Source organism: Shewanella sp. ISS20 (assembly GCF_056522965.1).
Window position 1 is genome coordinate 3,216,740 of the sequence record NZ_JAWRZK010000001.1, and the last position, 21,459, is coordinate 3,238,198.

The following is a 21,459-nucleotide window of genomic DNA, read 5'->3' on the forward strand; positions in this document are numbered from 1 at the left end:
TGGGCGCCTTTCCTTTTTAGAGCCATGGTCATGAAAAACAAGGTTGTTTTGGGTTTGCTCTTACTAGTTGCAGGCAATCTTTTTAGCGCGCTGTACGATGTCAGTATTAAGTGGTTACCTGCCGACACTAATGCCACCACTTTTCTATTAGTTAGGCAATTAACCTCTATTCTGATGTTGGTTCCTTTGTGGTATTTGGTGGGTAAGCCTAAGCCGCAGGCGTGGCGCATACATTTCTTTCGCGCCAACATTGGCGCGTTAGGGGCGCTGGGCTTAGTGATAGGTATCATGGCCTTGCCATTAGCGAGCGTCAGCGCGCTTTTTTATACTGCGCCGTTAATGATCATGGTGCTTGGCTATATCTTCTTAAAAGAGCGCGTGACTATAGGGCAATGGGGTTGTGCGTTACTGGGTATGCTGGGCGTGCTGTTGATTTTAAAACCTGGCGCCATGGCGATTGCCGGTGTCGCGGTATTATTCAGTGCCTTAACTTTTGCCATCTGTCAGTTAACCCTGCGTAAAGTGTCTTTTGATGACCATCCTATCTTACCTATCATGCTGTATAACTTGCTAGCACTGCCGCTGGTTGCTGTCATGGCATTGATTCAGGGCATTCAAGGCTTAAGCTGGCAGTTACTTATGGTGGCGCTCGTCAGTAATGTTTGCTTGATGGTGTATCACTGGTTTTGTGTGCTCGCCTATCGGCAAGCGCAGGCGGGGGAAATTGCCATTGCTGAATATTCAGGGCTGATATTTATCGTGTTCTTTGGTTGGTTATGGTTTGATGAATGGTTAGATAACTTAGCTTGGCTGGGCGCGGCTATGGTAGTGTTGCCCTCTTTATTACTGCCGCAATGGCAAAAATTGCAGCAGTTACTTAATAAAAAGTTAAATAGAAATCTTAAGATTGCTCAGGATATTCAAAAACTTTAATCACTTTACGCACGCCCGCAGTATTGCGCGCTACTTCAACAGCAAGCTCAGCTTGCTGCTTGGAGACTAAACCCAGCAAATAGACTTCACCATTTTCGGTGAGCACCTTAATGCGGCTGGTATCTAGCCCTTTATGATTGAGCATTCGACCTTTGACCTTAGTCGTGATCCAAGTGTCATTGCTGCGAGTAGTAAAGGACGTGGGATTACCGATGCGAATTTGATTATGAATTTTGCCGCCAATCTTGAGGCTTTTCACCGTATCAATGGCTTTATCGCGCAGCATGGAATTGGGTGCTTGGCCAACCAGCAAGGTATTGCCGTTAATCACAATACCTGAAATATTGGTCTGAGCCTTTAAGTCTGGATGCTTAGCTAGGGCGCTGGCGATATCAAAATCGGCATTGGTATCGTCAAGCTGAGTGCGCAGGCTGCGTTCGTCATTAATGGCGACCGCGCCGCCCACAGCGCCCACCATCACCACTCCGGCGCAGCCGGAGAGGATTGGCACTAACAAGATTAAAGGCAGCAGCCTTTTCACGCTTGCTCATCCTGTGGGAATAGAGTGTGGTCAATGTTGTCACATAAGCAGTGGATCACTAATAAGTGCACTTCTTGGATGCGGGCGGTGACATTTGATGGCACGCGGATTTCTACGTCATTGCCACCTAATAAACCGGCCATAGCGCCGCCATCTTTACCGGTTAACGCTACGATAGTCATGTCGCGGCTCAGGGCAGCTTCCATGGCTTTAATGACGTTGCTTGAGTTACCACTGGTTGAAATCGCCAGCAATATGTCACCAGGTTGACCCAAGGCTAAGATTTGCTTAGAGAAAATCTCGTCATAGCTGTAATCGTTGGCAATGGCCGTAATGGTTGAGGTGTCAGTTGACAGGGCGATAGCAGGTAATGGCGGACGCTCAATCTCATAACGGTTCAATAGCTCGGCAGAGAAATGCTGGGCATCACCTGCGCTACCACCATTACCACACGCCAGAATTTTATGGCCACCTAATAGGCAATGAACCATCATTTCAGCGGCCATAGCGATTGAATCTGGCAGAGCTTCTGCGGCATCAATTTTGGTTTGGATGGACTCAGTGAAACTGCCTTTGATACGTTCTAACATCAACTAAACCTTACTCATTCTTGGAGATCTTCAGTAGACACTGTCTACCTATTAGCGATCGCTTAGGTTAAAAGGCATCTTTTAACCACTGATAATCTTGGTTGTCGATGGCTAATACATCGCAACGACAAGGTGCATCTATGTGCTTGAGCTGCAGATAATGACTGGCAGCTCGACGTAAACGTTGAATTTTTTGCGGACTCATCGCGGCTAACGCCCCACCATATCCTTGGTGACTGCGGTATTTTACCTCGACAAACACCCAATAGTCATTGTCTCTCATTACGAGATCTAATTCACCAAAAGGGTAACGCACATTGCTGGCGACTAGAATCAGCCCTTGTGCTTGCAAATACTGGCAAGCCAACTGTTCTGCCTCTGCGCCGCTTATTGTCATAGTGGAATTAAGCTACCTTGTTGATACTTACCCCAGCTAAGGTGGCGAATTATCTTACCATCTGCCTGTACCGATAAGTTACCTGTTAGTCCTTGATATTGATAGCCTGAAAACGCGCGCATCTGCACTAACTTATCAACTAATGACAGCGAATCATACCCCATAGCAAATAAACGCTTTTGGCTATTTTGCCAACGAGGGAACAGAGCGCTCACAGCTTTAGTTTCTTCGGTGGGGGCAATCAGCCATGGAATGTCACTTACCGTTAAGTTATTAAACTCGATGGCATTTCTATCGCCTTCCAAACGGCTGCGGCTGCTGGTGTATAAGGGCGCTGGCGTACTAAACACGCTGACATTCACATCAATAAAGGGTTTTAGCAAACTTAAATCATTGGGGCCAGAAATCATGTAAATAGCATCAACATCTTGGCGCGAGCGGAAATCGGCTTCGACCTTAGTGCCCAGTAACTGCTTGATGCGGGCAATGCGCTCTTGGCTATCTTTAACGCCAAGAGCTTGCTGCACAGCTAATTTCATCTTATCACCCGCTTGGTAATAATGAATTTCGGCCTTGGTATGGCTTAATTGCTGCCAGGTTTGGGCAAAGCTTTCGGCCATGCGTTTACTGGTTGAATCATCACTAACCAGCACGAGCGGATGACGAATGCCGTTGTGATAGAGGCGATTTGCGCCGTCACTGGCTTCTTCTGATGGCGATAAGGCAAAGAAGTATTGATCCTTGCCACTGACTTGCTGTTCAGTGTGATTAAGGTAAAGCTGAGGAATAGTGTGTTGCAAGCGGTTCACTTCATCCACAGCGCTTGGCAATAGCGGCCCGATAATAAATTCAGCCTTGGCATTCACCGCTTGTTCATAAGCCGTGGTGGCGCTCACTGCCGTATCAAAAAACTTAAGGTTAATGCCGCGCTCTGGCGCTGCTAAAAAGGCGGCCATTATGCCTTGTCTTACCGGGTCTGCTAGCGCTGCAAACTTGCCCGATAACGGCAGTAATACCGCTATGGTTTTAGGAGTGTAGGGCTGAGTATTCAGCGCACTTTGCAAATCTGGTGGCAACTTTTTAGCGGCAGGGTGCATAGGGTTGCGCTGCTGCCATTGGCCTAAATAGCGCACTAATTGATTAGGGTTAACGCCATAATGCTTGGCGATATAAGCAAGCTGTAACCAGCCAGCAAACAGAGGGTCTTGATTAACTTGAGTTTGCGCCAATTGATCTAAGGGCAAGCTTTGCAATATTTGCCACAAGTTATTATTCACAGCTTCTGTGGTTTCGGCAGGAACATAGCGGCTGAGTTCTACTAAGGCTTGAGCTTGCTGAAATCCCTGACCCAATACGCCATAAATTTTAGCTTGTAACTGCCAGCGATTAGCTTGCTGCCAGTTCTGAAGTTGCCATTGGCTTGGGTAATTTAACAGTTCAAGGGCGGCGCGTTCTTGCCCCTGCAAATGTTGTGACCACGCGGTGAGGTAACGGTACTGAGCTTGCACTTGCGGCTGCGGGCTCAACTGCTTACCAATCGAGGTTAAAATTTTATCAGCCGCAGAATAATCGCCTTGTTGCAGGTAGGCTTGCGCTGCTAATAACAACAGTCGGTGTTTATTTTCGCTATGAGTAGCTAGTTGCGCCTGCGCTAAATACTCCTGCGCCGGCAAATTAGCTTCGGCTAAGGACACCAGTTTTTGTGGCTGTGATGGCTTAGGCGCCGATGATTGACTCGCGCAGCCCCCTAACGTTAAGGCAAACACAGTCAGACAAATAAGATGCGATCGATTTAGGCTTTTCAACACTTGGCGATACTCATGGTAAGATGCTGGCTTTAGTTTAACCTTGTCTCTGGCCCCGCGAAAGTATTGGATCAATATTGTGGGTCTGGCAGTTTGATTTCAGAGGTAAATATGACCCTAGCGGCCAATGCGGAATCGTCACTTAATCTTGCACTTTATATCGTGCCGACCCCGATAGGTAATCTTGCCGACATGAGTCAGCGCGCCCAAGAGGTGTTGCAACAGGTTGACTTAATCGCTTGTGAAGATACCCGCCATAGTGGCAAATTGTTAAGCCATTTTGGTATCAGTACTAAAACCATGGCGTTGCATGATCATAATGAACGCGCGCGTGCCCAGTATTTAGTGGACTTATTGAGTCAAGGTAAGCGTATCGCCTTGATTTCAGATGCGGGCACGCCGCTGATTTCAGATCCTGGTTATCACTTAGTATCGCACGTGCGTAATGCAGGCTTCCCTGTGGTGCCGTTACCAGGGCCATGCGCTGCCATTACCGCTTTAAGCGCTTCAGGCTTACCTTCTGATCGTTTTAGTTTTGAAGGCTTTTTGCCGTCAAAAGAAAAAGCGCGCATAGATAAGCTCACTACCTTAATGGAAGATCCGCGCACCTTGATTTTTTATGAGTCGCCGCATCGCATTGAATATAGTTTGCAGGGCATAGTGCAAGTGTTTGGCGCCGATCGCCAAATCGTGATGGCGCGTGAAGTCACTAAGACTTTTGAGACCTTCTTATGCGGCGCTGCTGAAGAAGTCTTAGCTAAAGTGATGTCTGACCCAAATCAGCAAAAGGGTGAAATCGTCTTGATGTGTCACGGTTTCTCCCAAGCCGATGACGAAGCCATTGCTGCGCCTGTGCTTGCGACCTTAAACTTGTTATGCACTGAATTGCCGCTTAAAAAAGCCGCTGCCTTGGCCGCGCAAATTCATAACGTTAAAAAGAATGCCCTGTATAAATACGGCTTAGAGGCGGGTTTATAAGCAGTTGGTTGGCTTTTGCCCTATGTAGGCGTAATAAGGGTTGGTGCATGTGAGTGCTTAGGCTATAATCGCCGCCGAGTTGGCCAGACAGTCGCTGCGTTCGTAAGAACGGGGAGGAAAGTCCGGGCTCCATAGAGCAGGGTGCCAGGTAACGCCTGGGCGGCGCAAGCCGACGACCAGTGCAACAGAGAGCAGACCGCCTGCCTGATTTATCAGGTCGGTAAGGGTGAAAGGGTGCGGTAAGAGCGCACCGCGCGGCTGGCAACAGTTCGTGGCATGGTAAACTCCACCCGGAGCAAGATCAAATAGGGTTCCACTGCTTACTTAGGTAAGTTAATGCGTGGCTCGCGTTGGAACCGGGTAGATTGCTTGAGCCGTTGAGCGATTAACGGCCTAGATGAATGACTGTCCAAGACAGGACCCGGCTTATCGGCCAACTCACCTCATTCAATAAAAAGCCTCACAGCAATGTGAGGCTTTTTTGTTTTCTAACATTTTATTTTCTCAATATTTTTGCCTGTCATTGATTGTTCAGCCGTTTAAAATCGGTTTTTCACTTGAAAACGCCACTCCCAACTACTGACATTGGGACCTGTTGTGATAGGCACTGAAATATCTATATGGGCGACGTTGCCATAGCTGGAACGTGATGAATACAAGCGAGCGCCAACACCGACACTTCCTATGGGGCCGGTAATGGCATTATTGCTATCATCGCCGCCAAAGGCTTGGCCAATATCGGCAAATGCTGCCCAGCCAAGTTCAGCAAATTGATAGAGATTGATATTGGGGTAATGTCGCAGCTCTGTGGTAAACAGCCATTGATGGTCGCCATATTGATAATTGTTGGCATAACCGCGCAGCCCGGTATTGTCGCCAAGGGCGCTTGGCATATCTAATGGCAAGTGTTGGCTAGTGCTTAAGGCTAACCTGTTAAAGCTGGTCCATTTCGGATTGATGTTGTAATAATATTCACCGCTCATTTGCGCCCAATAATAATCTTCTATGCCGGTATTGAGCACGGCCTTGGCGCTAATTTGGGCAAGAACTAAGTGATTATCGCGCTCAAACCCCATGCTAGTTAAGCCTTTGATATGGTAGCCAGGCGCTGAACTGCGGCGATCGCGAGTTTCTAATCCCACTTGCAGGTAGTGATAAAAGCCTAAGTTAATATCTTCACTGTGATTGATGAAATTGACGTTATTAAGCACCTTAAATTCATCTTCAATGGACTCCCACGCGAGCCATGGATAAAGAAAGTCGCGATCTTGGGGTAATGGTCCATCTGGGTATAAAAAGTTTGGATAAAACTGGTGTTGATCGACCGTGACCCCAGCAATAATGCGCTGGGTATGGTGTTTATCGTAATGATATAACCAGCCGTAATCGGCGCTGTAAAACTGAGTGTCGTGCTGGAATTTATTAATATCGACACCGTTTTGCTCTAGGGTGTCGATACGCACATCTTCTAAATATTCTACGTGATAGCTATGGCTGCCATCTAAGCTAAAAAATGGTTTATTAAATAGCAGATGGCTGGCTTGGCCGTCGCTATTGTCATAAAAATCTAAGAGTAAGTTTGAGTGCGAGATCCAATTAATCGGAGCATTAACCGCTAACTTATAACCTGTGCGGTCTTGATCTGACTGATATTTAATATCTGTGCTTATGCCGGTACCTAACAAGTTGTCTTCTTTGATGCCAAAGGAAAGCTTATTTTCGCCACTTGAGCGCCCTGCGCTAAAGGTGGGCAGCAGTGACCAGTTATCCCAAGTTTCGACCAATAAGTCTTGCTGAACACAAGGAGGATTATCGCCGCCAATCTTGTTGTCAGCGGTTGTATTAGTTGGAGTGTTACCGCCCACAGTCGCACTTTTGCCAAGGGAGCCTTGAGCCGTTGCCGAATTGCCTTTGGCTACAAGTGTTACTTTGGCCTCGCGAATATGGGGTTGGGCTCTGAGTAAACGCTCGGCTTCATTGATTTGTGCGGCGGTGACGGCTTCGCCTGCGCTAATACTGAGGTGGTTGGCGATGACACTAGGTAAGGTGTTGATATGCAATGCATTGGCCCAGCGATGGATAAAAAAACTATCGTCTAAGTCTTCATCAAAAATGTCATTGCTTTGGATATGAATTTTATCAATCTTAACCACAGGCTCAGCTGCCGATGCCGCGCCAAATTCACAGTCTTCTATCTCGGCCGAGATGGCCGTCAATGGTAGTGACATAGCAACTAGCACGACGAAAGACTTGTCCACTTGACGGCTCCATGCTTAGCGGTAAGTTACATTTTAATAACATACGCATTCTGGTCTGCCGTCAAGTGAATTGCTCAAGCTTTTATCCATTGCGATGAAAAAAAGGCTTTTTATAACAGTAAGTAAAACTTATCGTCGGCTTGGCTGTTGGGCTACAAGGTGGATCTGGGGGGCACGGCTACATTGGCAAAAATCAGCCCAGCGATAAGCGACATAAAGATTAAGAATAACTGCGAGCCCACATTCACTTGGTTTAGGATCATCTCGCCAGAGACTAACGAATTAAGGCCAATATAAGTTTTACTGCCGGGCACTAAAATCACTATGCCTTGAAGTAGCGCGATAGTCGCGGGTGCGTGCATCCAGCGACTATAGAGATTGGCATAAATGCCGACGGCCAAGGCGCCCACAAAAATACCGATAGATTCGCCTAAATACATACCGCCTAACATGGCAAATAAGAAGGCGATGATGCCTGCACTAATGCCCCATGGCGCATCTTTCGGACGCGCTTTAAACAGCACGACCAGTAAGCAGGAAAGAAATGGTACAGCGCTCCAAATTACCCAGCGCGCCAATGGTTCATCTGGAACTGTGGTTGGTGTGCCAAAAATCGCTTGAGCAATCATGATGCCAAGAAAGCCGCCGAAATAGAGCTTACACATCAGCATTAAGGCGTCCATGATGCGCGCTGTGCCTGAGATCAGGTCGCGCGCCGCTAATTCGGCTAAGCCTAAGGTCAAGGCTAAACCCGGCACAAACACTATGATACCTGAGAGAATAAGCACGGGAATATTGACCAAGGGGTCGACAAAGGCAATGGTGGTGGCACCAAAGCCGCAAACAATGGCCGCTAACGGTTCAAGCATTTCGGTTAAGCGCGGCGATTTTTCCGACAGCTTAACTAACACAAACACCAAAAACCCCAGTAAGCATGACCAATAGACATCATGCCAACCAGTCGCTATTAACATGGCAAAGGCGGCTGGCGTTAAGGTATAAGCTATGCCAGTGACTAGGCTGTTGTAGTCAGATGGCCGCTTAATAATATCGCCAAGTCTTTCATTGGCTTCCATTAGGTCGCGCCTGCCATCGAGCACTTCATCCACGAGATCATCGCAGCGCGCCAAAGATCCTAAATCAAGATCGCCAGGTTTCACCCGCGCGACATGGTTATATTCCTGATCTTCGCCATGATTGAGCACGAATGTCATCGAGGTTGGGGAAATTAAAAAATAGCCTTCTAAGCCTAAATGGGCTGAGACACGACGTAAATGCGCTTCGAGGCGATAGGCTGGAGTGCCGTATTGATGCAAGGCTTTGCCTAATTTGATAATGAAGCGGCGCTTTAAAGAGAACTCTATCGGATCCATGAATGTCGCATGTTAGCTAAAAGGCGAGCGGATTTTAGCGTGAAGCGCCTAAGTTGTTAATGTGTTTATTTGAATTGTGAGCTATTTGCATCATATTTGGCTTTGGTTGAGTAGATGTTGCTCGCTGAGGCAATGTTTCCTTGGTGATGGCATGTTTAGCGGGAAGCTTATGGCTGCGGTGAATATTAGAGGCATAGCACCAGTTAGCTGTTTTTTTAGTCGCTCCTTGATAACCTTGCCTGTTATAATGCGCGCCATTTTGGAGGCCGAGCACTTAGCGATTTAGCTATGCTTATTGTTTGTCATGCCTCCTGTTGCTGAATATTGAAGGTTAACTAGTCACTATGCATGTTGAATCCAGCTTGTTTTCTTACCCTAAATTTTGGGCTGAGTGCTACGGCATTGCGCCGTTCTTGCCCATGTCTCGCAAAGAGATGGATAAATTAGGTTGGGATAGTTGCGATATTATCTTAGTGACCGGGGATGCCTATGTCGATCACCCAAGCTTTGGTATGGCCGTGATTGGCCGCATGCTTGAAGCCCAAGGCTTTAGAGTGGGCATTATTGCTCAGCCCGATTGGTCGAGTAAAGATGACTTTATGCGCCTAGGTAAGCCCAATTTATTTTTTGGGGTGACGGCTGGCAACATGGATTCAATGATCAACCGCTATACCGCCGATCGCAGAATGCGCCACGATGATGCCTATACCCCAGGTAACATCGGCGGCAAACGCCCCGATCGCGCCGTGACTGTGTATACCCAGCGCTGTAAAGAAGCCTTTAAAGACGTGCCTGTAGTGATTGGCGGCATTGAAGCCAGTTTGCGCCGCATAGCGCACTACGACTATTGGTCAGATAAAGTGCGCCGCAGCGTAATTTTTGATGCTAAGGCCGATTTACTGATTTACGGTAACGCTGAGCGCCCATTAGTCGAAGTTGCCCACAGATTAGCAGCAGGTGAAGCCGCAGCCGATTTAACCGATGTCCGCGGCACCGCCATTATTGTTAAGCAAGCCTTGCCTGAATGGCGCGGTATGGATTCGCGCAAGTTAGATCAACTGCATAAAATCGATCCCATTCCCAACCCTTATGGCGCCGATGACGTTGGTTGCAAGAATTTATCTGGCCCAAGTGATGCCAAGATTTTTGATAATGACGCGCCTAAAGCCATCAGTGTGCAGCCGCCTAAGCCGCGCCCATGGGAAAAAACCTATGTGTTGCTGCCAGCCTATGAAAAGGTTAGTACTGATAAATATCTGTATGCTCACGCCTCACGGATTTTGCATCAAGAGCAAAACCCAGGTTGCGCCCGCGCTTTAATGCAGCCTCATGGTGATCGCTCTGTGTGGGTTAATCCGCCGGCTTGGCCATTAAATACCGATGAGATGGATGCTGTCTTTGATTTGCCTTATCAGCGCATAGCGCATCCTGCTTATGGCAATGAAAAAATTCCTGCCTATGACATGATTAAAACCTCAATCAACATCATGCGAGGCTGTTTTGGTGGCTGTTCTTTCTGCTCTATTACTGAGCATGAAGGGCGGATTATTCAAAGTCGCTCGCAAGAGTCGATTATTAAAGAAATTAAAGATATTCGCGATAAAGTTCCAGGCTTTACTGGCGTGATTTCCGATCTCGGTGGCCCGACTGCAAACATGTATCGTTTGGGCTGCAAGAGCGAAAAAGCTGAAAAAACCTGCCGGCGTTTATCTTGTGTCTATCCCGCCATTTGTGGACATTTGGACACAGATCATCAGCACACTATTGATTTATACCGTGCCGCGCGTGACGTACCAGGTATTAAAAAGGTACTGATTGCCTCTGGCGTGCGTTACGACTTAGCCATTGAAGATCCTCGCTATGTTAAAGAGCTCGCTAAGTATCATGTGGGTGGCTATTTAAAGATTGCCCCAGAGCATACCGAAGAAGGGCCATTATCTAAGATGATGAAGCCTGGCATGGGGTCTTATGACAAGTTTAAAGAGTTGTTTGATAAGTTTTCCCTAGAAGCGGGCAAGCAGCAGTATTTAATTCCTTACTTCATATCGGCGCACCCAGGCACCACAGATGAAGATATGGTCAACTTAGCCTTATGGTTAAAAGAGCGCCGCTTTAAGCTAGATCAAGTGCAAAACTTTTATCCATCACCTATGGCCAATGCCACGACCATTTATCACACTGAGCTTAATTCGCTTAAAAATGTGAAGCATGGCAGTGAGCAAGTATCTGTGCCGAAAAAGGGGCGGCAGCGCCGCTTGCACAAAGCTTTATTACGCTACCATGACAGCACAGATTGGCCATTAATCCGTGAAGCATTGCAAGCCATGGGTAAAGCCTATTTGATAGGTACTGGCTCTAATTGCTTAGTGCCGCCTGAAGGTCGCAATGAAGCTAAAAGCTGGGGTAATAAGCCCGCACCTAAAGGCCAACAAGCGGCAACGCGTTTTAGCGATAATCAACATGATGCGCGCAAGCCAAACTCCAATGTTAAAGGTGGCGCTAAAGGCAATGCGGCCGCTGGTAAAGGTCATGCGGATAAAACTGGCTCAGGCAAGCCTAATGCCGGCAAAGCGAATGCTGGTAAGTCAGATATTGATAAGTCAGATGCGCTTAAGCCTAGTAATAAGCCTAGCAGTGCTAAACCAAAGTCCGGCGCCCGCGGTCCAAGACCGATTTTTGGTAAAGCGCAGCCAGCAGCAAGTAATGGCAACAAGGCGAATAAAGCCAATAAGGCGAAGTAGTTAATTCGAGTGCTGCCAAGTATCAAGCTTGGCAGGTGCAAATTAGCCATCAGGGGATGATATGAGTCAAAGCGAATATAGTGAGCAGGGCTTTTGGCAAAAGCTGAAAATGTTTGCCCTCAAGGCCGGTCAAGAAGCGGTAGAAAAAGCCTTATGGCTGTTTTATGCCGCGCAGCGCCCTGATACTCCTAAATGGGCTCAGGCCGTTATTTTTGGCGCCTTAGGCTACTTCATTATGCCACTTGATGCCGTGCCGGATATTACGCCGCTAATGGGCTTTACCGATGATCTCGGTGCACTGGCCGCGGCCGTAGGCATGGTGTCCTTGTATATTGATGATGAGGTTAAGCGTAAATCGAGCGAAACCTTAGCGCGCTGGTTTAGCTAGTCCCTTTTGGCTGGTCGTTAAGCATCTTAACCTCTGCCACTTTGCTGGATAGTTAGCTCTTAGTGTTAAATTGCATTATTGGTTTGGTCATTTATTCTGCGACTAAGCCAAGCTTATGCTAGATTGTGACCTCCCTATAAGAGAGGTAATAATCATAATGACACCTAAACTCCCTCTGTATTTATTACTTGCTGGCAGCCTGCCATTTTCCGTATTAAGCCAAGAGTTAGATTCAAAGCAATTGGCATTTTTTGATGCCATTAAGGCGCATTGCGGTAAGGCGTACGCCGGCACAGTTGTTAATGCGAGCGCAGCCGATGCTAGCTTTAGCAATAAGAGGCTAATCATGCATGTGCGTGAATGCAGCGATCAGCAATTAACAGTTCCTTTTCATGTGGGCGATGATCATTCCCGCACGTGGGTCATTACTAAAACCGCCCAAGGCCTGCAGTTAAAGCATGATCATCGTCATCAAGATGGCCGCTCAGATACAGTCACTATGTATGGCGGCGATACGGCCACAACGGGAAGCGCCACCTTGCAATCTTTTCCTGTGGATGAGTTTTCAATTGCCAACTTCATGGCCAATGGCTTGAGTCAATCTGTCACTAATGTGTGGCATATGGGCATAGACGGTAAGAGCTTTAGTTATCGCCTTAATCGCGCTAACCGTGACTTTTTGGTGGAATTTGATTTAACCCAGCCAGTGGCTTTGCCGCCAAGCCCGTGGGGGCATGAATAGGCTAAGAGTCAATGAGGCGTTAATAAATAGCCAGCCCAGATGCTATAAATCTAGCATCTGGGCTGCGAGTAATTTGGTGATTTAAGCTCTATGTGAATTAAGCTCACTAAATAAGATTGAGCGCATTAAGCAAATGATGAACTTAACGCGGGCTGAAGCTAAACGCTTGGCCTGCTAGCGCGGCTTCATACATCAAGCCACCTTTGGCAAGGGTAAACACTGTCATACCATTAATGTACTGAGCAGCAACAGCGTTGCCGGCTTTGGCGCTGGTGCCTGTACTTCCTGCTTGAGCGTTAACGCCCATATTTAAGGCTACGGCTGATGCCTGCGCGCCAAATTCAAACTCGCCACTGGTAAAGGTTTCATAGGCCTTTTGATGCTGAAAGAAAATAATCTCACTATAAGCTTGGCCGCCGAGCTGAAACCCTATAGATACTTGACTTAAGCTGGTGTTGCCTGTGGCTTTTCCTGCCACAAATACTTTACCTTCGCCATACGCTGCGCCAACACCAAAGCCACCTTTGGCAACGGTTGGGAATAAAGCATAACCATAGGCATTATTAAAAAATGGGGCGGTTTGCGGCGCTTGCTTAAAATGGCTGAGGGCATCTTGATAGCTTGAATCTGCCCAAGCGCTAGGCATGCTAAACACTTGGCAAATTCCTGCGCTGAGCAACACTAGCATGGCTTTAATTGAGGTGGTCATTGAGCATCTCCCTGATAAGTGCGATTGGTTAGGCTCATCTCATAATAACCATAAGTCGCCACTGCGCCAGCTAAATATTAGTCTTTACTTAATGGTGTTTGGTGTATGACTTTTTGCAAATAGGCGAGCTCTTCTGAACTTAATAATTGCGAGCTGGCTTTATTGGCATTAACGGTTTGCTGGCTCAGTAAACCGCGTAAATAGGCGGCTTGGGTAATTTGTTTAAGGCCATAAAAGGCTAAACCGTACAGGCTGATCAGCATCAATAATCTGGGCAGGATTAAGCTTGCGACCGTAATGTCGCTATTGAAATAAAAAGGGATGAATACGAGTGTATTGCGCACTAACCAGTTGGCGAGTAAACACAGAGTTAATACCAATAACCAGCGGCACTTGATATCTCTTAGGCTCATTTGATGAGCGCGACTGGCGCGGCTAGTAAAGTGATTAAGTAGCCTAAATGTAGCGACAAAATAACAGCCGCTCTGCAGCAATAAGCATAGGGGTAGCACTAAGGCTAAGAGGCTAAATTGAGTGGCTTCTTGAGGCGCGGCAATTAGCGGATCATTTACGTTGACGGCGCTTAATGCTAATGCCTTGGATTCGAGAGCATTAAATTCAAAACCACTCAGTCCCAATTGTTGCCAGCTGGCGGCAACAATTACTAAGACAATAGCGATAATGGTTGGCAGTAGATGCAAGTTAAGATTTATGGGGGAAGTGATTTGATGCAAGCTGCGATAGCTATACTGGTACAGCACTGGCATCACTAAAAAATAAATGGGAAATAAGCTTAAATGCAGTAAATGCGATTGCACTAGATGGGATGAGCTATCAAGCTCAACTATGGGTAAAGTGCCGCTAAAAAAATATAATCCAATCAAGCTAATAAGAGCGACCAGTAAGGTGTGATGCTGCTGGCGTCCGCGATAAATATAACGAATATATACGCCCAATAGCAGGCAGTGAATACCCGCGATGAGCGATAACCACCAAAAAGCCTGCTGCAAATACTGATTAAATTCGAGCATCGAGTCACCTCACTAATCGTTATAACAGGCACTGCGAGTCTTAGGTCATCTCAGTGATAAGGGTAAACCGAGTGCTAGCTTAATCTGAATGTTAGATTAATGGCTGGCGCTGGTGGCGGTTGGATGCGCCTTTAGGAGGCAAACCTGGCGCGGCTTTACGCTCTTTAATTAAGTGCTGCAGTGCCAGTATCGGGTGATAAATTAACATTCTGGGCCCCGCAAATATCATCACCTCGCGCATTAAGGCTTTGGGCTCAGGCTTATAGCAATGAACTGGGCATTTGTTACAGGTCGGCTTAGTCGCGCCATAGGGACAGCGGTCTAAGCGCATGTTGGCATATTCGAGCAATTGCTGACAATCATCACACAGAGGTTTGCCGCCATGTTGATGGTGGCAATAAATGGAGATCATGGCCGTGAGGGTTTTGAACTCATTTAATAAAGGGCCTTGAAAACGAATCAGCGCTGCCATTGCATTAACCAGTATTTGATAAGTATCTTAATAATATCGCAATCATTTGCTTGCAGTCGGGATAAACGGCTAAAGCTTGAGCTAGCTCTAAATATGAATGACTTTATCTGCCGCAATCGTCCATTGGCTTAATTGTAGTAAGTTACCTATCTGGCAGTCGCTAGTGAGTAACTCAGGAGTAATACCGCGCGCTTCACAGCAGGTTTTGCATAAGCTTACCGGTACGCCTTGCGCGGTCAGAATATCGAGCATTTGTTGAATGTGATAACTCAGCGCTGGGGTTTGCTGATGCGTCATGGCGCCATACACAGCATCTGACATTAAAAACACTTGCAGTGATACTTTGGGTTCGGTTTGCTCGGCTAATGAAATTGCAATTCTTAGGGCATTAAATAATTTTTCGCTGCCATAAGGGCTTGAGTGAGCAACTAACAGTATGGTTTGCATGCAATAAACCTTAGTGAGTGAGAGCTAGGATAGCAGTGCTTAGTCTACTGATATTAGCGTTAGCTAACCTTGACCTTAGCCAAAGTGTTAATGATTAAGCGCTAGATATTTAGCTAAAAAGCCGCATAATCCAAGAGAAATGATAATGGAATGAGACTGATAACTCATTTCGCGACAAGGATATCGCCATGAAATTATTTGCCCTAGTGTTATTAGTTGCCCTCGGCGTTTACTTGTATATACGAGCTCAGCGCTTAGCCCGTGAGGAAGAAGCCGAGGAGGCACGCGCCGCTAAGCTTGCTGCTGACAATGAAAACACCATCAATACCAGCGCTGCCAGTGCCAGTGTTAATGTTACTGCCAGTAGCGTTGGCGCCAATGATGTTAACGCCAGCGGGGTTAGCGCCAGTGAAGTTAGTATGAGTATCGCTAATATTGAGGCTCATATCGAGGCTCATATAAAGACTAGCAATGAAGCTAAGCTGCAAGATTTGCAAGCGCAAGATCAGGGCGGCAAGCTTGCTGGCCAAGTGCAATTGACTGACCCAAGCTTGCAAGCCTTGGTCAGTGAAGTCATGGGCGCCACGTTAAATGATGCCTATCCGCGCTTATGTGGCTTAATCAAGCGCTGCTACAAGGCGCGCAAACAAGCGCAAGTATTGTCACAATCTTTGGCGTTAAGCCGTTGGCATAATGAATTGCTAGTGCTCACAGATACGCCATCTGGTCACGCGTTTAAGCATTTAGCCACTTTACTTGCCGATGCTGGCCATATTGATGCTGCCATAGATGTGTGTGACAGGGCGCTGGCATTGGGCTTAAATGATGGCTCTGCGACTGGTTTTAGTGGGCGTAAACAACGCTTACAGCAAGCAAGGCCTTCATAATTCTCTTGAGTCTTTCCCTTAATACCCCGACAAAATTTAGCGTTATTTTTTCATGACTTAGCGCGTAGAATGCAAGCTATCGCTAGATTAAGCTTGTGAGGCGCTTGTGTTTAAACAATTACTAATTTTTGTAGGGGTGTTATTGCTCTCGGGCTGCAGTCAGCCATCGCAGTGGACACTGTTTTACTATCCTGGCGTTGCCGCCGCGCCAAGTGTGTTAGAAGCCAAAGCCATAGGCGGTTATTACCAAACCTTAGAGCAATGTCAGAGCAAAGGCGCTGGCATGCTGCGTTTAACAGGGCAAAACCTTGGGGTGTTTGTGTGCGCGTTAGAGTGCGAGCAAACAGATTCAACGGTGAGTTGTAAGCAACTCAATAGCTCAGTCATTTAATAACTCAGTGACTCAACAACTCAGTGGCTCAACAACTTGGTCACTCAATAATTTAGTCTTTATCTTGGCTTTGAGTAACAAATCATTTAACTAGGCACAGGGGCGACAAGGTGACGGCATTACAATTCAAGCAACCCTTTTTTAATGAGTTACCTAAGCTGTTGTCGCCAGTATTGCCGCAAGGGCTGGGGGCTAGTCGCTGGATTGCTTGGAGTGATGATGCAGCGCAGTTACTTGGCGGTATTAAACCCACCGCCAGCTTGCTTAACCTATGCGCGGGCAATCAATTATTTGATAATGGTTTGGGGCATTATTTTGCGCAAGTCTACAGTGGCCATCAATTTGGCGGCTATAGCCCGCAATTAGGTGATGGCCGCGCCATGATAGTGGGCAGTTTGCAGGCGCAAGAAGGCGCATTTGAAATGTCGCTAAAAGGCGCAGGCATCACGCCTTATTCTCGCCATGGTGATGGCCGCGCGGTATTGCGCTCAGCCTTACGGGAATTTTTAGCTTCTGAAGCGTTACATCATTTAGGCATAGCCACGACGCGGGCGCTAGCTGTGGTGGGCTCTGATTTATCTGTGTGGCGTGAAACGGAAGAAACCGCCGCCATTACTGTGCGGTTGGCGCGCAGTCATATTCGCTTTGGTCACTTTCAATATGTGACTCATGGGCTACAAAGTAAGCCGCAGTTACAAGCCTTAATCGATTTCACCATTATGCAGCATTATCCTGAGCTCACTTTAGATAGCCAAGGTTATAGTGCTTGGTTTGCAAAAGTGGTTGATAGCACAGCGCTTATGATTGCCAAATGGCAAGCGTTTGGCTTTACCCATGGGGTAATGAATACCGACAATATGAGCATACTTGGGGACACGTTAGATTATGGTCCCTTTGGCTTTTTAGATAAATATGATGAAGATTTTGTGTGTAATCATTCTGATAGCGAGTCGCGCTATAGCTTTGTGCGTCAGCCTGGGGTTGCGCTGTGGAATTTGCAGCGCTTAGCGCAAGCGCTGGCGCCCATTATAGCGTCAGACTCGCTTGTCTCTGGGTTAGACAGTTTTGAGCCACGCTTGATTGAGCATTATGTGACTATTATGTCTGGGCGTTTAGGAATGGCGCGCCATGATAATGATAGCGATTTAGAGCTGATCTCGGCCTTAATGCGGGGATTGCAGGCCAATGGCCTAGATTACACCCGCACTATGCGACAGTTAAAACTTGTGAGTCGCGCAGATAAACAGCTGCCCTGGCAAGATGATTGCGTGCAGCCGCAACTAATGAGTGATTGGTGGCGCGCTTATAAGACACGCTTAGTCGGCATTGATGATTGGGACGGCTGGCAAGCGCAGCGCCAGCGCACTAACCCTAAGTATATTTTGCGAAATTACTTGGCTCAGCAAGCCATTGAAGAGGCAGAGCGCGGCAATCTTGAGATGGTCACATCACTTATGACCGCGCTGCAAAATCCTTTTGATGAGCAAACACAATATGAGCAATATGCCCAATTGCCGCCTGATTGGGCGCAAGGTCTGGTATTATCTTGCAGTAGTTAGCCTTGGGAGATGAGTATGCCTGCGCAATTGAGTTTGAATTCATTAGAATATCAAGCAGAACAACAAGTCATAGCCTTTACCGCCACTGTGGATTACGACAGTTTTTCGTCGTTTGCCGAACGCTTATGCCAAGCGCTTGATTGCCGCGTCATCGAAAAGCAGTGGGGCGCCGATAGGCATCAATGGCTGCTCGACTTTGAAGATACTTATCTTGAACTGCATTACGAAGACTATGGTCAAGTCAGCTGGCTGACGGCTAAGAGTCATCACCCACAAAGCGCAGAAGTGCTAGTTTTTTTACTAGGCTTAATGCGTCCTTACCTTCAAGCAAAGAGGTCGCTTTCATGACAAGCGTTGCATGTGATTTTGGGTTTCATGAGCTCACACCTAATTTGCAATTAGATGCGATTGAATCTTTAGGTATTTATCCGCAGTCTGGGCTATTGACGCTCAATAGCTATGAAAATCGCGTCTACCAGTTTCGCAGTGATAACAATCAGCGTTATGTGGTTAAGTTTTATCGCCCCGGCCGTTGGACCAATGCGCAAATTCAAGAAGAACACGATTTTGCCGCCGATTTACAACATGATGAATTGTCAGTGGTGGCACCGTTAATCATTAATGGCGCGAGCTTACATCATTTTAAGGGGTATAGATTCTCGCTGTTTCCATCCATGGGCGGGCGGGCGTTTGAAGTGGATAACTTAGATCATCTAGAAATAGTGGGTCACAGTTTAGGCCGCATGCATTTGCTCGGCGCTAACAAGGAGTTTGTTCATCGAGAAACCTTGCGCCCTGAAGTGTGGGGCCAAACCGCCATCGACATTTTGGCGCAATCGCCACTGATCCCATCGGCCTTAAAAGACAGGTACCTTAGCGCCGCCTCACGCTTATTGTCCTTAATTAATCAAGCCTTTGCTAAGCAGTCTTATACGCCGATTCGTCTGCATGGGGACTTGCACCCAGGCAATATTTTATGGACAGATGACGGCGCAACCTTAGTGGATTTAGATGATGCCTGCATGGGGCCTGCCATCCAAGATATGTGGATGATGTTGTCAGGCGATCGCGCTCAGCAGTTATTGCAGCTTGATGTCATCATTGAGGCTTACAACGAGTTTAATGAGTTTAACTTAGATGAATTGGCATTAATTGAACCGCTTCGGGGCTTAAGAATGCTGCATCACAATGGTTGGTTGGCTAAGCGTTGGAGCGATCCTGCCTTTCCGCACCATTTCCCTTGGTTTGCAGAAGCTAACTATTGGCAGCAAGCATTGAATGATATCGATGCCCAGTGTTTAGCGGTTCAAGCGGCGCCACTCACTTTAGGTCCAAGTTGGTAGTCGGGAACTTTATTGAAAGGATTTAATCCAACAGGTTGATATGTTAATCTTTTGAGCAATAACGATTGCTTTATTACACTTTACAGGGAATACGATGAAAAAAGCACTACTGGTGGCGTTAGCGTTAGTGATAGCACCTATGGCAGCCATGGCTGCTGATTATAAAGAAGGCGTGCATTACACTGTGATTAATCAAGGGCCTGCGACTGCCAAGCCTGAAATCAAAGAGTTTTTCTCTTTCTATTGTGGTCACTGCTTTAATTTTGCTAAAACTGTGGTGCCACAAATTAAGTCAACCCTGCCAAAAGGTGTGGCGTTTAATCAAGCACACGTTGAATTTATCGGCCGCGAAATGGGCCCTGAAATGTCACGCGCCTTTGCCGTTGCTCGCCAACTGGGTGTGGAAGAAAAGATAGAAAACGCTATGTTCAGCGCTATTCATGAGAAGCGTCAAAACTTCACGAATCGTGATGATATTCGCGCTTTATTCATAGCTAACGGCGTTGATGCTAAAGATTTTGATGCAGCGGCCAATTCATTCATGGTTAATGCGCAAGTGGCTAACATGAAGCGCGATACTGAAAACGCTAAAATCCAAGGCGTGCCAGCGCTGGTGGTGAACGGTAAGTATTTAGTGAAGACTGATGCCATCAAGTCTTACGATGAAATGTTAGATATCGCTTACTTCTTAGCTGAAAAGAAAGACTAAGACTGGATGCGAAACATAGCTGTTAATTAGGAGTCTTTCGGGGCTCCTTTTTTATGGGCGCTGGCCGAGATTTCTCATTGCAATGAATGTTAAGTTTATCACTTGTTAGTGTTTGTGTGTGAATTTGTTAGCATTGGATGCAGTGGTATATACAATTTTTTTTGAGCTAGCCCTCAAAAGCACAGATTGTTAGGAAACCAATGGCACCATAGAGTGTCATAATACTAGACAAGCCATAGTATTAATAATGAGTGGTTATGGCGCAGCAAGAGGTAATACAAGGAGGTTATATGAGAGTTTTCCCCGTTTATGCCCCAAAGCTAATGATTAAGCATGTCAGAATTTTTTTGAATGGGGCGATTTGGGTAAAAGATCTCGGGCGACTTGAGTTTGAGAAAGGGCGATTTATGTTGCCTAAAAAGAGTCAACCTAAGATTAAGCAGGCGGTAGTTGAATTGAATGCGTTGATTGAAGCGCAAAATCAGCTAGCTCTTCTAGCTTAATTTAGCACTTAGATAATCTGTTTCATCCTGTCTTCAGACATAGTTATCTTAATGCTTGGCACCCTTTGTAGGCTTCTACAATGGGTGCTTGCATGCTAATCATAGTGCTTAACTGGTAACTACTAGCTAGTTACTCACACTATGATTCCTCGCTATGACTCACAGTTAACCTTAGTCAACTTGGTTGTTCAGCAGTCCTACTAAACCAGTTACTTTTTCATTCCATGAATTCAGTTCCAGTTGCAAATGTTGGTTTTGCGCTTGTAACTGCTCAGCTTGTTGCGTCATTTCTGCTGATTTCTGTTTCTCTTCTTCTAATTCCATCTTCTGTAATTCGATAGTTTCGAGTGCAGCTTGGATTTTAGTTTCCAGTTTTGATAATAATTCGAGGCTCATGGTAAGTCCTAATGAGGTGGTCTTGGTAACTGCGATTCTAACAGTGTCCAAGGCCGATGGAATAGGCGACTCGCTTGAGCGGCTAAAAATCCAGCACTTAAGTGAGTAATCATAAAATTAGTTAGAATTTTGGGGGCTTATGCCACATTTACTGGGCAATCCAGTGAATGCTTAGGGCTAATTATTATGGTTAATGACGAGCATTTTGCTTAGGTTAATGGACATGTTTGCCCAAGTTTCAATGTTATGTGCCTAGATTTAGGCGG

The 21,459-nt window shown here is 46.6% G+C and carries 23 protein-coding genes and 1 other RNA gene; 13 read left to right on the forward strand and 11 right to left on the reverse strand.

The window, feature by feature from the left end; translation table 11 throughout:
* Positions 1-30 precede the first annotated feature (30 nt).
* Positions 31-933, forward strand: coding sequence for a DMT family transporter (locus AC1HDP_RS14625; protein WP_479639303.1), 903 nt, complete (start codon positions 31-33; stop codon positions 931-933).
* Here AC1HDP_RS14625 and AC1HDP_RS14630 read toward each other — a convergent pair.
* The 4 genes from AC1HDP_RS14630 to AC1HDP_RS14645 form a co-directional block, all read right to left on the reverse strand.
* Positions 902-1,474 (reverse strand): BON domain-containing protein, encoded by a 573-nt coding sequence (locus AC1HDP_RS14630; protein ID WP_479639304.1) that lies wholly within the window; start codon positions 1,472-1,474, stop codon positions 902-904. The two genes, AC1HDP_RS14625 and AC1HDP_RS14630, sit on opposite strands and share 32 nt — an antisense overlap.
* Complete coding sequence (locus AC1HDP_RS14635; RefSeq protein WP_140930520.1) at positions 1,471-2,064, reverse strand: phosphoheptose isomerase; 594 nt, start codon at positions 2,062-2,064, stop codon at positions 1,471-1,473. The genes AC1HDP_RS14630 and AC1HDP_RS14635 overlap by 4 nt, the downstream gene beginning before the upstream one ends.
* Before the next feature lie 67 nt (positions 2,065-2,131).
* Positions 2,132-2,461: a YraN family protein gene (locus tag AC1HDP_RS14640; RefSeq protein ID WP_479639305.1), complete on the reverse strand. Its 330-nt coding sequence runs from the start codon at positions 2,459-2,461 to the stop codon at positions 2,132-2,134.
* Positions 2,458-4,269: a penicillin-binding protein activator gene (locus AC1HDP_RS14645; protein ID WP_479639306.1), complete on the reverse strand. Its 1,812-nt coding sequence runs from the start codon at positions 4,267-4,269 to the stop codon at positions 2,458-2,460. The genes AC1HDP_RS14640 and AC1HDP_RS14645 overlap by 4 nt, the downstream gene beginning before the upstream one ends.
* Before the next feature lie 108 nt (positions 4,270-4,377).
* Between AC1HDP_RS14645 and rsmI the strand changes: the two genes are divergently transcribed.
* Positions 4,378-5,244, forward strand: a complete 867-nt coding sequence (rsmI, locus tag AC1HDP_RS14650) for a 16S rRNA (cytidine(1402)-2'-O)-methyltransferase (RefSeq protein WP_479639307.1) — start codon at positions 4,378-4,380, stop codon at positions 5,242-5,244.
* A 75-nt stretch (positions 5,245-5,319) separates the two neighbouring features.
* An RNA gene (gene rnpB / locus AC1HDP_RS14655) (RNase P RNA component class A) lies at positions 5,320-5,689 on the forward strand.
* 94 nt (positions 5,690-5,783) lie between these two features.
* Here the strand turns inward: rnpB and AC1HDP_RS14660 are convergent.
* Positions 5,784-7,502 carry a BamA/TamA family outer membrane protein gene (locus tag AC1HDP_RS14660; protein ID WP_479639308.1) on the reverse strand — a complete coding sequence of 573 codons (1,719 nt, stop codon included), beginning with the start codon at positions 7,500-7,502 and terminating at the stop codon, positions 5,784-5,786.
* Between the two features lie 152 nt (positions 7,503-7,654).
* Positions 7,655-8,875, reverse strand: coding sequence for a threonine/serine exporter family protein (locus tag AC1HDP_RS14665; RefSeq protein WP_479639309.1), 1,221 nt, complete (start codon positions 8,873-8,875; stop codon positions 7,655-7,657).
* A gap of 344 nt (positions 8,876-9,219) precedes the next feature.
* Between AC1HDP_RS14665 and AC1HDP_RS14670 the strand changes: the two genes are divergently transcribed.
* From AC1HDP_RS14670 to AC1HDP_RS14680, 3 genes are all read left to right on the forward strand, one after another.
* A complete protein-coding gene (locus tag AC1HDP_RS14670; protein WP_479639310.1) occupies positions 9,220-11,616 on the forward strand; it encodes a YgiQ family radical SAM protein in 2,397 nt (798 codons plus the stop codon).
* A gap of 61 nt (positions 11,617-11,677) precedes the next feature.
* Positions 11,678-12,004 carry a YkvA family protein gene (locus tag AC1HDP_RS14675; RefSeq protein ID WP_479639311.1) on the forward strand — a complete coding sequence of 109 codons (327 nt, stop codon included), beginning with the start codon at positions 11,678-11,680 and terminating at the stop codon, positions 12,002-12,004.
* A 157-nt stretch (positions 12,005-12,161) separates the two neighbouring features.
* Complete coding sequence (locus AC1HDP_RS14680) at positions 12,162-12,746, forward strand: hypothetical protein (protein ID WP_479639312.1); 585 nt, start codon at positions 12,162-12,164, stop codon at positions 12,744-12,746.
* A 142-nt stretch (positions 12,747-12,888) separates the two neighbouring features.
* Here AC1HDP_RS14680 and AC1HDP_RS14685 read toward each other — a convergent pair whose 3' ends face one another.
* The 4 genes from AC1HDP_RS14685 to AC1HDP_RS14700 form a co-directional block, all read right to left on the reverse strand.
* Positions 12,889-13,443, reverse strand: a complete 555-nt coding sequence (locus tag AC1HDP_RS14685; RefSeq protein ID WP_479639900.1) for a lipid-binding SYLF domain-containing protein — start codon at positions 13,441-13,443, stop codon at positions 12,889-12,891.
* An 89-nt stretch (positions 13,444-13,532) separates the two neighbouring features.
* Positions 13,533-14,486, reverse strand: coding sequence for a hypothetical protein (locus tag AC1HDP_RS14690; protein WP_479639313.1), 954 nt, complete (start codon positions 14,484-14,486; stop codon positions 13,533-13,535).
* Between the two features lie 91 nt (positions 14,487-14,577).
* The gene (locus AC1HDP_RS14695) at positions 14,578-14,958 is read right to left on the reverse strand and encodes a nitrous oxide-stimulated promoter family protein (protein WP_479639314.1); all 381 of its coding nucleotides are present in this window, start codon (positions 14,956-14,958) and stop codon (positions 14,578-14,580) included.
* A gap of 87 nt (positions 14,959-15,045) precedes the next feature.
* On the reverse strand, positions 15,046-15,405 hold the full coding sequence (locus tag AC1HDP_RS14700) for a DsrE/DsrF/TusD sulfur relay family protein (RefSeq protein WP_479639315.1): 360 nt from the start codon (positions 15,403-15,405) through the stop codon (positions 15,046-15,048).
* Between the two features lie 188 nt (positions 15,406-15,593).
* Between AC1HDP_RS14700 and AC1HDP_RS14705 the strand changes: the two genes are divergently transcribed.
* From AC1HDP_RS14705 to AC1HDP_RS14735, 7 genes are all read left to right on the forward strand, one after another.
* Complete coding sequence (locus AC1HDP_RS14705; RefSeq protein ID WP_479639316.1) at positions 15,594-16,292, forward strand: hypothetical protein; 699 nt, start codon at positions 15,594-15,596, stop codon at positions 16,290-16,292.
* Positions 16,293-16,398: 106 nt separating this feature from the next.
* Positions 16,399-16,683: a hypothetical protein gene (locus AC1HDP_RS14710; protein ID WP_479639317.1), complete on the forward strand. Its 285-nt coding sequence runs from the start codon at positions 16,399-16,401 to the stop codon at positions 16,681-16,683.
* 110 nt (positions 16,684-16,793) lie between these two features.
* Positions 16,794-18,242, forward strand: a complete 1,449-nt coding sequence (locus tag AC1HDP_RS14715; RefSeq protein WP_479639318.1) for a protein adenylyltransferase SelO — start codon at positions 16,794-16,796, stop codon at positions 18,240-18,242.
* A 15-nt stretch (positions 18,243-18,257) separates the two neighbouring features.
* The gene (locus tag AC1HDP_RS14720) at positions 18,258-18,590 is read left to right on the forward strand and encodes a DUF3630 family protein (RefSeq protein ID WP_479639319.1); all 333 of its coding nucleotides are present in this window, start codon (positions 18,258-18,260) and stop codon (positions 18,588-18,590) included.
* Entirely contained in the window at positions 18,587-19,585 is a 999-nt protein-coding gene (locus AC1HDP_RS14725) for a serine/threonine protein kinase (RefSeq protein ID WP_479639320.1), read from the forward strand. Before AC1HDP_RS14720 ends, AC1HDP_RS14725 begins: the two co-directional genes overlap by 4 nt.
* 94 nt (positions 19,586-19,679) lie before the next feature.
* Positions 19,680-20,294: a thiol:disulfide interchange protein DsbA/DsbL gene (locus AC1HDP_RS14730; protein WP_140930556.1), complete on the forward strand. Its 615-nt coding sequence runs from the start codon at positions 19,680-19,682 to the stop codon at positions 20,292-20,294.
* 290 nt (positions 20,295-20,584) lie between these two features.
* Positions 20,585-20,797 carry a DUF1107 domain-containing protein gene (locus AC1HDP_RS14735; RefSeq protein WP_140933969.1) on the forward strand — a complete coding sequence of 71 codons (213 nt, stop codon included), beginning with the start codon at positions 20,585-20,587 and terminating at the stop codon, positions 20,795-20,797.
* Between the two features lie 171 nt (positions 20,798-20,968).
* Here AC1HDP_RS14735 and AC1HDP_RS14740 read toward each other — a convergent pair whose 3' ends face one another.
* Entirely contained in the window at positions 20,969-21,193 is a 225-nt protein-coding gene (locus AC1HDP_RS14740; protein ID WP_140930558.1) for a cell division protein ZapB, read from the reverse strand.
* Positions 21,194-21,459: the final 266 nt, after the last annotated feature.

Bases quoted from the DNA above. Each gene is read 5' to 3' on its own strand.
- AC1HDP_RS14625 (WP_479639303.1), top strand. From the start codon at position 31: ATGAAAAACAAGGTTGTTTTGGGTTTGCTCTTACTAGTTGCAGGCAAT.
- AC1HDP_RS14635 (WP_140930520.1), bottom strand. From the start codon at position 2,064: ATGTTAGAACGTATCAAAGGCAGTTTCACTGAGTCCATCCAAACCAAA.
- AC1HDP_RS14640 (WP_479639305.1), bottom strand. From the start codon at position 2,461: ATGACAATAAGCGGCGCAGAGGCAGAACAGTTGGCTTGCCAGTATTTG.
- rsmI (WP_479639307.1), top strand. From the start codon at position 4,378: ATGACCCTAGCGGCCAATGCGGAATCGTCACTTAATCTTGCACTTTAT.
- AC1HDP_RS14665 (WP_479639309.1), bottom strand. From the start codon at position 8,875: ATGGATCCGATAGAGTTCTCTTTAAAGCGCCGCTTCATTATCAAATTA.
- AC1HDP_RS14670 (WP_479639310.1), top strand. From the start codon at position 9,220: ATGCATGTTGAATCCAGCTTGTTTTCTTACCCTAAATTTTGGGCTGAG.
- AC1HDP_RS14675 (WP_479639311.1), top strand. From the start codon at position 11,678: ATGAGTCAAAGCGAATATAGTGAGCAGGGCTTTTGGCAAAAGCTGAAA.
- AC1HDP_RS14680 (WP_479639312.1), top strand. From the start codon at position 12,162: ATGACACCTAAACTCCCTCTGTATTTATTACTTGCTGGCAGCCTGCCA.
- AC1HDP_RS14690 (WP_479639313.1), bottom strand. From the start codon at position 14,486: ATGCTCGAATTTAATCAGTATTTGCAGCAGGCTTTTTGGTGGTTATCG.
- AC1HDP_RS14695 (WP_479639314.1), bottom strand. From the start codon at position 14,958: ATGGCAGCGCTGATTCGTTTTCAAGGCCCTTTATTAAATGAGTTCAAA.
- AC1HDP_RS14700 (WP_479639315.1), bottom strand. From the start codon at position 15,405: ATGCAAACCATACTGTTAGTTGCTCACTCAAGCCCTTATGGCAGCGAA.
- AC1HDP_RS14705 (WP_479639316.1), top strand. From the start codon at position 15,594: ATGAAATTATTTGCCCTAGTGTTATTAGTTGCCCTCGGCGTTTACTTG.
- AC1HDP_RS14720 (WP_479639319.1), top strand. From the start codon at position 18,258: ATGCCTGCGCAATTGAGTTTGAATTCATTAGAATATCAAGCAGAACAA.
- AC1HDP_RS14725 (WP_479639320.1), top strand. From the start codon at position 18,587: ATGACAAGCGTTGCATGTGATTTTGGGTTTCATGAGCTCACACCTAAT.
- AC1HDP_RS14730 (WP_140930556.1), top strand. From the start codon at position 19,680: ATGAAAAAAGCACTACTGGTGGCGTTAGCGTTAGTGATAGCACCTATG.
- AC1HDP_RS14735 (WP_140933969.1), top strand. From the start codon at position 20,585: ATGAGAGTTTTCCCCGTTTATGCCCCAAAGCTAATGATTAAGCATGTC.
- AC1HDP_RS14740 (WP_140930558.1), bottom strand. From the start codon at position 21,193: ATGAGCCTCGAATTATTATCAAAACTGGAAACTAAAATCCAAGCTGCA.